The sequence below is a fragment of the Halalkalicoccus sp. NIPERK01 genome (assembly GCF_030287405.1).
Classification (GTDB): domain Archaea; phylum Halobacteriota; class Halobacteria; order Halobacteriales; family Halalkalicoccaceae; genus Halalkalicoccus.
The window spans coordinates 461992-474274 of the sequence record NZ_JASVVV010000003.1; the positions used below are offsets into that span (position 1 = coordinate 461992).

A 12283-nucleotide genomic window follows, 5' to 3' on the forward strand; every position below is an offset into this window, starting at 1 on the left:
CCGAACCCGAAGGCTGGAACACCGGTAGATGGTGGACCAGATCGCGCTCGCCACGGACTTCGCCGTCATCGTCGTCGCGGCGACGACGATCGGCTTTGTGGCGAAGCAGACGGGCCAGCCGACCATCATCGCCTACATCCTCACGGGCCTCCTTCTGGGACCCGTTTTCCTCGACGTCGTCACCGAGGAGGGACTCGTCGAACTCATGGCCGAACTCGGCCTCGGCTTCCTGCTGTTCCTTCTGGGGATCAAGATGCGCTTCGACGACATCCGGAACATCCTCCGGCCGATCGTCACCATCGCCGTCTGGCAGACGGTCCTCCAGACCGCGCTCGCCTTCGCGGTCGCGTACGTGCTGGGCTTCACGCTCGTCGAGACGGTCGTCATCGCGCTCGCGACCGTCTTCGGCGCGACACCGATCATCGTCAAGGTCCTCACCGACAAGGACGAGATCACCGCACTCCCGGGGAAGATCGACGTGGGCGTGCTGATCGTCCAGGACATCTACCTCGTGTTCGTCCTCGCGATGCTCTCTGCGGGCGGCCTGACGAGCGTCGCGGACGTCGGGCTCACCCTCGTGACGATCACCGTCATGATGTCGTCCATCGCCCTGTTCTCGCTCGCTTCCTCGCGATACCTCCTGCCCGGACTGTTCCGGCGGATCGCCGACGACAAGGACGTCTTCTTCGTCATCGCCATCGCGTGGGCCTTCCTCTTCATCGTCGTCAGCGAGGGGCTCGACCTCTCGATCGAGGTCGGGGCCTTCCTCGCGGGGATCAGTCTCGCCCAACTCCCCTACAGCAAGGAGCTAGAGGAGCGAATCGCCCCGATCACCGACTTCTTCATCCTCGTCTTCTTCGCGTCGATCGGGCTTCGACTGGCCGCGGACGACCTGCTCGCCTACTGGGTCGAGGCCGTGGTCGCGAGCGCGGTGTTGATGATCGGGAACTTCTGGATCATGTTCTACCTCATCGACCGCGAGGACTTCAGCGTCGAGACCTCGTTTCTGGGCTCGATCAACATGGTGCAGGTCAGCGAGTTCTCGCTCGTCGTCGGGGGGATCGCCGTCGCACAGGGGTTCGTCGACACCCCCGTCCTGGGCTATCTCAGCCTGATGGCGCTGCTGACGATGACGCTCTCGACCTACGTCATCAACTACAACCACGCGATCTACGACCGCGTCGAGCCGTGGTTCGCCCGCTTCGAGGGCGAGGGGAAAGGCGACGTCTCCCTCCCCGAGTACCGCGATCACGCCGTCGCGATCGGCTACGACGAGATCACCGAACGGGCCCTCCCGCGGTTGAAGGAGCGCTACGGCGAGGTGGTCGTCATCGACCGCCGGACGGATCACATCGAACGACTGCGCGAGGAGGGTGAGTACGAGTCCGTCTACGGCGACTTCAAACACGGCGAGATCCGCAAGGCCGCCGGCCTGAAACGCGCCGACTTCGTGTTGAGTTCGACCGTCCAGCCCGAACTCAACGAACGCCTGCTCGGGGAGGTCTCGGCGGGAACGATCGTCTTCTGTGAGGCCGAACGAATCGACGACGCCGAACGGCTGTACGACCTGGGTGCCGACTACGTGATCCTGAGCACGCACCTCACCGGCGAGAAACTCGCCGCCTACCTCGAGTCGTACTTCGACGACCGCGAGGCGTTCGAGGCCGCCATCGGCGAGGACGTCCGCCGGATCCGCCGGGGTGGGATCGATGGTTGACCTGATCAACACCCTCGCGCTCGTGTTCATCAGCGCCGGGGCGTTCCTGCTGATCGCCAACCGCCTCTCGCTGTCGTCGGTGCCCTTCTACATCCTCGCCGGACTGGTGGTGGGGGCGTTCGTCGACCAGCCCGAACTCCTCGAACTCGCCCAGTGGGGGATCGCCTTCCTCGTGTTCGTCTTCGGCGTGAGCCTCGAGTTCGGTTCGTTGAGAACCGTGATCCGCGACGGCGAGATCATGACGATCGTCCAGTTGCTCGTGGTCGGCCCGCTCTCCTTCGGCGTCGGCCTCGTACTCGGGTTCGACCCGCTGAACGCGCTGTACTTCAGCGCCGCGGCCACGCTCTCGTCGACCATCGTCGGCACGGGGCTCAGGAGGGTCGACATCCGCGAGAACCTTGTCCACGGTCGACTCGCGAAGTCGGTTCACTTCCTGCAGGACGTCCTCGCGGTGGTGTTGCTCCTCGTCCTCAGTGCCGAGGCCTTCGCCGCCGACGACGTCGCGATGAAACTCGGCTACGGCGTGCTACTGCTCGCGGCCGCGGGGGTCGTCCATCGCTACCTCTTCGACCCGTTCTCGCGGCTCGCTGGCGATTCTCAGGAACTGCTGTTGATGACGGGCATCTCGATCCTGATCGGCTTCCTCGCGCTCGCCGAGTTCATCGGCCTCTCGATCGTCGTCGGGGCGTTCGCCGCCGGGCTGGCGATCAAGCGCGACGTGGGCCACCTCGGGATGCTGAACGGGATCGAGTCGATCAAGGACTTCTTCGCCGCGATCTTCTTCGTCACGATCGGCGCGCTCGTCTCGACGCCGACGGTCGAGGTGGTGGTCGTCTCGCTCACGCTGATCGTCCTCACGGCGGTCGTAAAGCCGCTCGTCATGCTCGGCACCCTGCTGTGGGAGGGCTACGACGCCCGCACCGCCTCGCTGACGAGCCTGAGCCTCGATCAGGTCAGCGAGTTCGCGCTCTTTCTCGCGATCGGCGCGCTCATCGAGGGGGCGATCTCCCCCGCCCTCTTCGACGCGATCATCATCGCGGCGGGTGTGACGATGATCACCTCCGCCTACACCCGGAGACACGACCACCGCCTCTACGAGACGCTGTTGCGCCACGTCGCCGGGCGGGTCCACACCGAGAAGATCGACGAACGAAGTCGGATCGGCTCGCCCGTCGATCACGTCGTGATCGCGGGATTCGGCCGGCAGGGTCGTCGGCTCGCACACGCCTGCGAGGAATCCGGTCGGGAGTTCGTCGTCGTCGAGAACGATCCCGCGATGCTCGACCCCCTACGAGAACAGTGTGAGAACTACGTCTTCGGCGACGCGATGCACCGCTACTCCTGGGAGAAGGCGCGGGTCGACGACGCCCGCCTCGTGATCTCGACGATCGACCAGCGGCCCGTCTCCGAGCGGATCCTCGAACTCGACTTCGGGGCCGACGTGATCCTGCGGGCCGACGACACCGACGACGCACGCGCCCTGCTCGATCGGGGTGCGCTCTACGTCGTCGTGCCGGACGTGCTCGCGTCCGACCAGTTGATCGGACACGTCACGGCGGTGATCGAGGGCGACGCCGCCCCTGGCGTCGAAGTCACCCACCGCGAGGAGCTTCGCGCCCTCGAGGAACTCGGCTTCTCGTCGCTCGCGGACCGACGCGACCTCGGGTGAACACGAGAGGTCTATAACGTCGAGCGAGCGATGGGTGGTATGGAGTGGGGCGAGCGCTGGGGACTGATCGGCACGCACCTGACGGTCGCGCTGACGGCGATCGTCGCCGTCCTCTCGATCGTCACCGGGATCGCGAACATCAGCGCGCCGGCGGTCGGACTGCTCCACGACCGTATCGCCATCCCGGCGATCGTCCACCGGACCGCCGGCTTCACCGGCGCGATGACCGGCTTTTTGATGCTGCTTTCGGCCTACGGGCTTCGGACCCGCCTCCGGGCGGCCTGGTGGTCGACGGCCGTGTTGCTGCCGATGACCGCGATCCAGGGACTGCTCCAGTCGAGCGTGCTCTCGCTTCCCCTCATAGTCGTCTCCGCGCTCGCGATGCCGAACCTGCTCGCGAACCGCTCGCATTTCGACCGCGAACTCCAACTCACGAACACGCAGATCGCCGCCGGCCTCGCCCTGGTGGGCGCACAGGCCTACGGCACGCTCGGCACCTACGCGCTCCGGGAGGGGTTCGCCGAGGTCGACACCATCCTCGACGCCTTCTACTACACGCTCGTCACCGCGAGCACCGTCGGCTACGGCGACGCGACCCCCGTCACCCAGGAGGCCCGGCTGTTCGGGATGTCGGTCCTGCTCGTGGGTACGGCCAGTTTCGCGGTCGCGCTCGGTGCCCTGCTCAGCCCCGTCATCGAAGCCCGCCTCGCGGCCGCACTCGGAAAGATGAACGACGCAGAACTCGCCTCACTGGACGATCACGTACTGGTTCTCGGCTACGGCGAACTCACCGAGCCGATCCTGCAGGAACTCGAAACCCGCGCGCCGTTCGTCGTCGTGACCGACCACGACGAGCGCGCGGAGCGCCTCGCCGATCGCGACGTCCTCGTCCTCCGGGGCGATCCCAGCGACGAGGAGACCATCGAGCGCGCCGGCCTCGATCGGGCGCGCGCGGCGGTCGTCGCGACCGACACCGACGCCGAGGACGCCCTGACCGTGCTGACCGTCAGACAGCTCCGCCCCGACGTTCGGATCGTCTCGGCGGCGACCGACCGCGAGAACGTCGACAAACTCAGGCGCGCCGGCGCGGACGCCGTCATCAGCCCCGCGACCATCGGGGGACGGCTCATGGTCCAGTCGGCGCTGGGCCGTACGGACACCGAGGACGTCGCAGACAGGCTGCTCGGCGATCGGTGAGTCGAGCTACAGCGCCTCGTAGTACTCGTCGAAGAGCTCGAGGACGACCTTCAGCGCGCCGACGAGGATCGGCCCGATGAACAGTCCCATAAAGCCCAGCAGGTAGACGCCGCCGATCACGCCGACGATGATGATGCTCGGGTTGAGTTCGGCGTAGCGGTCGACGAGGATCGGCCGGAGGAAGTCGTCGGTGGCGCTCACCACGACCAGCCCCCAGATGGCCAGCGCGACCCCCGCGACCGTCTGGCCGCTCGTGACGAGGTAGATCGCCGCGGGCCCCCAGATCAGAATGGAGCCGACGACCGGGATCAGCGACAGGACGATCATGAGGAACGTCCAGAAGACGGCGTTGGGGATCCCGGTGACGATCAGTCCGAGCCCCGCGATCCCGCCCTGTACGACGGCGACCAGGACGTGACCGAGCAGCACCGCCCACGTGATGGCGTTGAGGCTCGTATAGAGGTCGTCCTGGACCGTCTCCGGCAGCGGCGTGGTGTTTCGAACCCACCCGTAGAGCTTCTCGCCGTCCTTCAGCAGGAAGAAGAGCAGAAAGACGAGCAGTCCGAGCCCCACGAGGACGTGCGTGAGTGCCGAGAACACGTCGGGTGCGCTCCCGGCGAGGGTCTGTGCGGCGCTTTCGGCGTACGCGCTCAGCCGCGAGGCGATGTCGATCTGCTGGCCGGTGTAGCGCTGGATGAGCGATTCGACCCGCGAGATACCGAATCCGCCGAAGCCGCCGGTCTGGAGCTGCCGTGCGAGCGCCATCGCGTCGCCCGCGACGGTCGCGCCGACCACGGCGAACGGGATGAAAAAGGCGATCACCGCCCCGACGATCAGGACCGAGGCGGCGATCGCCTCCCCGAACCGGGGTTCGAGCCGCCGCTGCAGCGGATAGAGGACGAACGCCAGCAACAGCGCGAGCAACACGTACTGTAAGAACGGCTTGATCAGCGCGAACGACACCGCGAGCAACAGCGCGATCAGCGCGAGCAGGAACCCCCGTCGCACGTTCATACGGTTCCTCTGCCCGCCCGCCGAATAAAACGCCGGCTTGCGTCACCGGTCGACGTAGTACTCGTCGAACGTCTCGATTGCGATCTTGAACGCGCCGACGATCACCGGCCCGAAAAAGAGCCCCATCACGCCCAACAGGTAGAGCCCGCCGACGACCCCGAGCATGATCGTCGCGGGGTTGAGTCGTGCCCTGCGGTCGACGAGGATCGACCGGAGGTAGTTGTCCGAGAGGCCCACGACGGTCGCCCCGTAGAGGAACAGCGCGCCGCCCGCGACGGGATCGCCGAGCGCGACGAGATAGGCCGCCGCCGGACCCCAGACGAGAAACGCGCCGACGACGGGCAACAGCGCGAGCAACATCATCACGAACGTCCAGAAGAGGGCGTTCGGGATGCCCGTGACGGCGAGTCCGATCCCCGCGAGCAGCCCCTGGATCGCCGAGACGAGGACGTGGCCCACGAGCACCGCCCACATGAGGTCGTCGACGTTCGTGGACAGTTCCCTCAGAACGCCGTCGGGAAGCGGCGTGACCTCGAACAGCCACGCGGTGAAGTAGCGGCCGTCCCGGAGGAAGAAAAACAGGAGAAACGCCGAGAGGGTGATGCCGATCACCGCGTGGGTGAACACGCCGACCAGGTCCGAGGCGCTCCCGACGAGCACGCTCGCGAAGTTCTCGGCCGCGGTCCCGAGCGTCGTCGACAGGTCGACCTCCCGGCCCGTCGAATCGGCGATGGCGGCCTCGACCTCCGCGAGTTCGATGTCGCTGTCGCTCAGGCGCTGTGCCAGATCGAGCGCGTCGCTCGCGACGAACGAGATCAGCGCGGCAAAGGGCAGGATCACCGCGCCGGTCGCACCCCCCATCAGCGCCAGCGCCGCGCCGGTCCCGCCCACGAAGGGTGCGAGACGACGATAGACCGGGGTGAGCAGGTACGCGATCAACACCGCCAGCAGCAGGTACTGGCGGAAGGGCCAGACGATCGCGAGCGACAGCGCGCCGAGCGCGCCGATCACGAACAGCATGAACCCCCTGCTCACGTCCATGCGAGATGACACGCCATCGAGGGGGATAAAACGACCCGGCGCTACGAGAGCGCGAGGACGGCGTCGAGGCCGATCCCGATCGCCCGCTCGACGTTGTCCTTCGCCTTCTCGGGCAGTTCCTCGTCGTCGGTCTCGCCCTTCTGGGTCCCCTCGACGAGGTTTCCGTCGACCGTGCAGATCGCGCCCGCACGCATCCCCTTGCGCCGCGCGAGCGTGAACACGGCGGCGGCCTCCATCTCGACCGAGAGGATCCCCGCCCGCTCCCACTCGTCGACGTACTCGTCGGTCTCGGCGTAAAACGCGTCGTCGCTCGCGATCGGACCGACGTGGATCTCCTCGTCCCGACCCTCCGCGCCGTCGACCAGCGCCGAGAGCACCTCGAAGTCCGGGACCGCCGGATAGGTGGCCGACTCGTAGCGCTTCGTGGTGCCCTCGTCCTTGGCCGCGCCGGTCGCGACGACCATGTCCCCGATCTCGATCCCGCGCTGGAGCGCGCCCGTGGTACCCACTCGAATGACGGTCTCGACGCCCACGCGCTCTAGCTCCTCGATCGCGATGGCCGCGGAGGGACAGCCGATTCCCGTCGAACAGATCGTCAGGCCCGTGCCCTCGTAGGTGGCGTTGACGAGTTTGTACTCGCGGTTCTCGGCGACGACCTCGCTTTCGTCGCAGAGGCCGGCGATCCGGTCGACCCGGCCGGGGTCGCCGGGGATCAGCGCGATCTCGTTGAGGTCGCCCTCTTCGACCAGCAGGTGTGGTTGTTTCGCCATACGCGCGAGTCTCGGGGACCGGGCAAAAGCCGTGCGGTCCATACCGTCGGTCATGGGCGTATGACCTGCGGTAGCGTGATCCGACGGGCACGAATCACGCCCGTCGTGGCGACACCCGATACACGGAGCTATGACCGACGGTATCACCCTCCGACCGCGAACAGCAGCAGGTTGTGGACGCCGGGGCCGAACCCGACGGCGGCGATCGCGCCCAACAGGAGAAACCCCTCGCTCGGGGCGTCCTCGACGTACTCGGCCATGAGCCAGACGATCCCCGTCGCGAGGAGGAGTTTCACGAGGACGAACAGCCAGCCGACGCCGATGACCTCCGAGGTGGGGAGCGTCTCGGCGAAGCCCATGATCGCCCGCGGGAGCGGCGAGCGTTCGGCGACCTCCAGGACGTCGATCCCCACGGCGGTCGAGACGCCGTCGAGGGCGTGCCCGAGGACGACGAGCGCGCCGGCCGCGCCGGTCGTCGCCGCCACGCCCGGGAGCGCACGCCGAAAGAGCCCCCACGTCCCCGCGGCGAGGACGATCGAGCCGACGAGCGCGACGACCGGCCAGACGGGCGTGATCGTCCCGCGGAGGTAGCCGACGGCGAAGGCCGCCCCGACCGCGAACAGCGCCGCGAGCGTGCCCGCGAGCGCGAGTACCCGGTCGTCCGAGAGCCCCCAGACCGCCCCCGCGAGGACGAACGTGCTGACGTAGACGCTCGGGGTCCCAAGAAGCGGTGCGACGACCTCGGGGACGGCGTCGATCACCTCGAGGACGTGGCCCGCCGCGCCGGCGACCATCCACGGGACGAACGCCAGCACCGTCGCCTCCCCGATCGGGGGTCGCCGACGCGAGAGCAGTGCCGCGACCGCCGCCGCCGCGGCGAGCAGGACGAGGAGGTACGCGAGCGGGGGGAGGGAGAAGCCGTCGGGAAGGACCATACCCGCACACCTCTCCCGGAAATAGAAAGCGTTGCGATACGATCCCCTTCGAGCACCCGCCGACCGTTACGACCGCCCGTGACTACAGTGCGACCGTCCGTGACGGTCCCCGATTCCCCTCGTATGTTCTATTCGATAGTGCCTCGCATCAAACGGTTACAAACGGGTGGTATAGCCCTCGTTCGGCCGATTCTGACCTGGCGTCTCCGACACAGGTGTGGGATCCGGACGATCTGAACCCTTATTCTGGTCGGTAGCATTAGGTTTCCATGGTCTCGATCATCGAGTTCCGAATCCCCCTCGACCGGTTCGCGTTGGCCACGACGTTCGAGGCGGTGGCGCAACTCGACGTCGAAGCCGAGCGCTTCGCCGTGCAGGCCACCGATTCGGCCATGCCGTTCGTCCGGGTCCGGACGGACGACTTCGAGGGGTTCGAACGCGCGCTCGCGGTCGATCCCTCCGTCGAGGCCGCCTCCTGTATCGCCGAGTACGACGACGACCGGCTCTATCGGATGGAGTGGGCCGACGAGGTCCGCTTCGTCCTCGACCTCCTGCTCGAAAAGGACGGGGCGATCACGGCCCTCCAGACGGGCGGAGGGGCGTGGGAGTTCCAGTTGATGTGTCCCGAACACCACTCGCTCTCGGAGATCTACACGTTCTGCGGGGAGAACGGCCTCACGCTCACCGTCGATGCGATCTACGAACCCGACAGCAGCGACGGCTCGAAACACGGGCTGACCGACTCACAGCACGCATCGCTCCTGAAGGCCAAGGAGATGGGCTACTACGACGTCCCCCGTAAATCCTCCCTCTCCGACCTCTCGGACGTGCTCGGCGTCTCCCATCAGGCGCTCTCCGAGCGCCTCCGGCGCGGCCACGGGCGGCTCATCGAGCGCACGCTGCGTTCGGACGACGGCCGGACCCACGGCCCGATACGGCCCGAGCAGTGATCGCGACCGGTCGGTGCGGGCCCGCGGATCGGTAGCCTATTTGGTTCCAGAGCGTCTCCGACGGCGCATGGACAGAGCGGAGTTCGCCGCGGCCATCGACCACACCGTCCTCGGTCCGGAGACGACCCGCGCCGAGGCACTCGGCGTCGTCCGGGAGGCCAGCGAGTACGGGATGAACGCCTGCATCCCGCCGTGTTACGTCGAGGAGGCCAGCGAGTACGACGTGACGCTCGCGACCGTGATCGGCTTCCCCCACGGCCAGAACAGGCCCGAGACCAAGCGAAAGGAGGGCGTCGAGGCGTGGAAGGCGGGCGCGGACGAACTCGACGTGGTCTGCAACCGGGGGCGACTGCTGGGCGACGAACCCGAACGGTTCCACGCCGAGATCGCCGAGATCGTCGCCGCGGTGCCGGTCCCGGTGAAGGTGATCATCGAGACGGCCGAACTCCCCGCCGAGCGGATCAGGCAGGCCGCCGAACTCGCCGTCGAGGCCGACGCCGCCATGCTCAAGACCTCGACGGGCTTCGGCGAGGGCGGGGCGACCGTCGAGGATGTCGAGTTGCTGGCGGAGTACCTCCCCGTGAAGGCCAGCGGCGGGATCGGCGACTACGCGACTGCGAGGGCGATGCTCGACGCCGGGGCCGAGCGGATCGGCGCCTCTTCGGGGGTCGCGCTGGTCGAGGGGTTCGAACCGTGAACAGCCGGGCGGTCGAACCGACCGCGCGTATCGGCCCGACTCTCAGGGTCGTACGCGTTCGAGTCGGCCGGCCGATCGCCCCGACCCGGTCGGACGGCGTCCCGTTCGGTCGAACTGCCCGCCTCTCCCCGCGAGCGTAGCCCCCGCCGTGATCCACCCCCTTCGCTCCGAACAGTCGCGACGACTCCGGTCGCGGAGGCCCTAGATGGTCCTCGACGGGCCCTTCGAGTGGCTCCCGGTCGAGGAGCCGGTGGTCGTCTTCACGCTCGCGCTCGCGGTCTTCCTCGTCGCACCCCTCGTGATCCGGCGCGCCGGCCTTCCCGGGATCGTCGGAGTCGTCCTCGTCGGCGCGCTGATCGGCCCCAACGGGCTGGGAATCCTCTCGCTGACGAGCGCGATCGAACTGCTCGGCAACGTCGGCCTCGTCTACCTGCTGTTTACCGTCGGTCTCGAACTCGACCTCCGGGGATTCTCGAAGGCCCCCGAGAACGCCGCTCTCTTCGGGCTGACGAGCTTCTCGCTTCCGTTCGTGGTCGGCACCGCTCTCGGGATTTCGGTCCTCGGGCTGTCGGTGCCGGCGTCCGCGCTGCTCGCGGCGGTGTTCGCCTCGCACACCCTGCTCGCGTACCCCGTGGCGAACCACCTCGACATCACGAAGAACCGGGCCGTCACCGCCGTCTTCGGCGGGATCCTCTTTACCGATACGCTCGCGCTCGTCGTGCTCGCGCTCGTGATGGGCTCGCTCGACGGCGGGCTGACCCCCTTACTGGTCGCACAGGTGCTCGGGTCGCTCGTCGTCCTCTTCGCCGGCGTCTGGTTCGTCGTCCCGCCGATCGCCCGGTGGTTCTTCCAGAACCTGAGCGAGGAGAGCTACTTCGAGTTCCTCTTCGTCGCCACCGTCCTGTTCGCGGCGGGCAGCCTCGCGGAGGTCCTCGGGCTGGCCTCGATCCTCGGGGCGTTCGTCGCGGGGCTCGCGCTCAACAGGCTCGTCCCGCGGGGCGGGACGCTCATGAACCGCATCGAGTTCTTCGGGAACGCCTTTTTCATCCCGTTCTTCCTGCTCTACGTCGGGATGCTCGTCGACCCCGGCGTGATCCTCGACGGCCCCCGAACCCTGCAGGTCGCGGCGGTGGTTCTGGGGACGATGTTCGCGACCAAGTGGGTCGCCGCGTGGGTCGTGAGCCGGGTGCAGGGCTACGACGCGAACGAACGGGGCGTGATCTACGGGCTCTCCGTTGGGCAGGCCGCCGCGGCGCTCGCGATCACGCTGATCGGGTTCGAGGCGGGGCTGTTCGGTGCGGACGTGCTGAACGCGGTCGTGCTGATGATGCTCGTCGCCACGGTCGTCAGCCCGTGGTGGACCGAACGCGCCGGCCAGCGCCTCGCCCGCGAGACGGCGGTCGAACCCGACGAGGGCGACGACCTCGATCCACGGATCCTGTTGCCGCTGTCGGCCGACGCCGAGCGACGACAGCGCCTGCTCGAGTTCGCGTTCGTCCTCAAGGAAGCCGACGCCGTAGAACCGATCCACCTCCTGACCGTCGTCCAGCCCACATCCGGCGAGACCGAAGAGCGCGTCGCACAGGTCGAACGCGACCTCGAACGCGCGGCGGCGTTCGGCGGTGCCGCCGAGGTACCCGTCGCGAGCGAGACCCGCGTGAACCACAACATCGCCTCGGGGATCGTCCGCGGGAGCGTCGAGACGCGCGCCGACCTGATCCTCATGGGCTGGGACGCGAACGTCTCGTTCGGCCGGCGGGTCTTCGGCGACATCATCGATCAGATTCTCCGGCGAACGACGATACCCGTCCTCGTCTCGCGGCTCGGCCACCCGATCAACACCACCGAGCGGGTGTTCCTCGTTCTGCCCGACGGGATCGACCACCACGAGGGCTTTTACGAGGCGGTCCACGTCGTCAAACGGCTGGCATCGAAACTCGGCACGCCGGTGACGGTGCTGGTGATGGAGGGCGAGACCCACCAGTACGAGCGGCTGTTCGGGATGGTCGAACACGAGGTCGACACCGAGTTTCGGACGACTAGGTGGGGCGGCCTGCTGGAAACGCTCGAGAACCGCGCGGGGGCCGACGACCTGATCGTCACCCTCTCGGCGCGCGAGGGCGAGGTCGGCTGGCACTCCGAACTGGCCGAACTGCCCGGTCGGCTCGTCGAACTCCCGCCCCGGTCGTTCGTCATGATCTACCCGCGCCACGGCGAACCGGAGTACGCCGCCCGGTTCCTCCGGTTCGACTAGCCGACGATTCCGGCTTCGAACGTGTTAAGGAGCCTCCTC

Annotated in this window: 10 protein-coding genes; 6 read left to right on the top strand and 4 right to left on the bottom strand. The window is 67.6% G+C overall.

The window, feature by feature from the left end:
• Window positions 1-31: 31 nt before the first annotated feature.
• The 3 genes from QRT08_RS12025 to QRT08_RS12035 are packed head-to-tail and all read left to right on the top strand — an operon-like array spanning window position 32 to window position 4583.
• Window positions 32-1717 carry a cation:proton antiporter domain-containing protein gene (locus tag QRT08_RS12025; RefSeq protein ID WP_369684839.1) on the top strand — a complete coding sequence of 562 codons (1686 nt, stop codon included), beginning with the start codon at window positions 32-34 and terminating at the stop codon, window positions 1715-1717.
• Window positions 1710-3386, top strand: coding sequence for a cation:proton antiporter (locus QRT08_RS12030; RefSeq protein WP_286046199.1), 1677 nt, complete (start codon window positions 1710-1712; stop codon window positions 3384-3386). The genes QRT08_RS12025 and QRT08_RS12030 overlap by 8 nt, the downstream gene beginning before the upstream one ends.
• A gap of 39 nt (window positions 3387-3425) precedes the next feature.
• A complete protein-coding gene (locus QRT08_RS12035) occupies window positions 3426-4583 on the top strand; it encodes an NAD-binding protein (protein ID WP_286046200.1) in 1158 nt (385 codons plus the stop codon).
• Window positions 4584-4589: 6 nt separating this feature from the next.
• Here QRT08_RS12035 and QRT08_RS12040 read toward each other — a convergent pair whose 3' ends face one another.
• The 4 genes from QRT08_RS12040 to QRT08_RS12055 all read right to left on the bottom strand — a co-directional run bounded on the left by QRT08_RS12040 (window position 4590) and on the right by QRT08_RS12055 (window position 8343).
• Entirely contained in the window at window positions 4590-5597 is a 1008-nt protein-coding gene (locus QRT08_RS12040) for an AI-2E family transporter (RefSeq protein ID WP_286046201.1), read from the bottom strand.
• Window positions 5598-5639: 42 nt separating this feature from the next.
• Window positions 5640-6638 (bottom strand): AI-2E family transporter, encoded by a 999-nt coding sequence (locus QRT08_RS12045; RefSeq protein ID WP_286046202.1) that lies wholly within the window; start codon window positions 6636-6638, stop codon window positions 5640-5642.
• A 41-nt stretch (window positions 6639-6679) separates the two neighbouring features.
• Entirely contained in the window at window positions 6680-7408 is a 729-nt protein-coding gene (locus QRT08_RS12050; RefSeq protein ID WP_286046203.1) for a guanosine phosphorylase, read from the bottom strand.
• A 143-nt stretch (window positions 7409-7551) separates the two neighbouring features.
• Window positions 7552-8343 (bottom strand): DUF63 family protein, encoded by a 792-nt coding sequence (locus tag QRT08_RS12055; protein ID WP_286046204.1) that lies wholly within the window; start codon window positions 8341-8343, stop codon window positions 7552-7554.
• A 269-nt stretch (window positions 8344-8612) separates the two neighbouring features.
• Between QRT08_RS12055 and QRT08_RS12060 the strand changes: the two genes are divergently transcribed.
• From QRT08_RS12060 to QRT08_RS12070, 3 genes are all read left to right on the top strand, one after another.
• Window positions 8613-9293, top strand: a complete 681-nt coding sequence (locus tag QRT08_RS12060; protein WP_286046205.1) for a helix-turn-helix domain-containing protein — start codon at window positions 8613-8615, stop codon at window positions 9291-9293.
• A 67-nt stretch (window positions 9294-9360) separates the two neighbouring features.
• Complete coding sequence (deoC, locus tag QRT08_RS12065; RefSeq protein ID WP_286046206.1) at window positions 9361-9990, top strand: deoxyribose-phosphate aldolase; 630 nt, start codon at window positions 9361-9363, stop codon at window positions 9988-9990.
• A gap of 205 nt (window positions 9991-10195) precedes the next feature.
• Window positions 10196-12244, top strand: coding sequence for a cation:proton antiporter (locus QRT08_RS12070; protein WP_286046207.1), 2049 nt, complete (start codon window positions 10196-10198; stop codon window positions 12242-12244).
• The last annotated feature ends 39 nt before the right edge of the window (window positions 12245-12283 follow it).

Bases quoted from the DNA above. Each gene is read 5' to 3' on its own strand.
- QRT08_RS12030 (WP_286046199.1), top strand. From the start codon at position 1,710: ATGGTTGACCTGATCAACACCCTCGCGCTCGTGTTCATCAGCGCCGGG.
- QRT08_RS12035 (WP_286046200.1), top strand. From the start codon at position 3,426: ATGGAGTGGGGCGAGCGCTGGGGACTGATCGGCACGCACCTGACGGTC.
- QRT08_RS12040 (WP_286046201.1), bottom strand. From the start codon at position 5,597: ATGAACGTGCGACGGGGGTTCCTGCTCGCGCTGATCGCGCTGTTGCTC.
- QRT08_RS12045 (WP_286046202.1), bottom strand. From the start codon at position 6,638: ATGGACGTGAGCAGGGGGTTCATGCTGTTCGTGATCGGCGCGCTCGGC.
- QRT08_RS12050 (WP_286046203.1), bottom strand. From the start codon at position 7,408: ATGGCGAAACAACCACACCTGCTGGTCGAAGAGGGCGACCTCAACGAG.
- QRT08_RS12055 (WP_286046204.1), bottom strand. From the start codon at position 8,343: ATGGTCCTTCCCGACGGCTTCTCCCTCCCCCCGCTCGCGTACCTCCTC.
- QRT08_RS12060 (WP_286046205.1), top strand. From the start codon at position 8,613: ATGGTCTCGATCATCGAGTTCCGAATCCCCCTCGACCGGTTCGCGTTG.
- deoC (WP_286046206.1), top strand. From the start codon at position 9,361: ATGGACAGAGCGGAGTTCGCCGCGGCCATCGACCACACCGTCCTCGGT.
- QRT08_RS12070 (WP_286046207.1), top strand. From the start codon at position 10,196: ATGGTCCTCGACGGGCCCTTCGAGTGGCTCCCGGTCGAGGAGCCGGTG.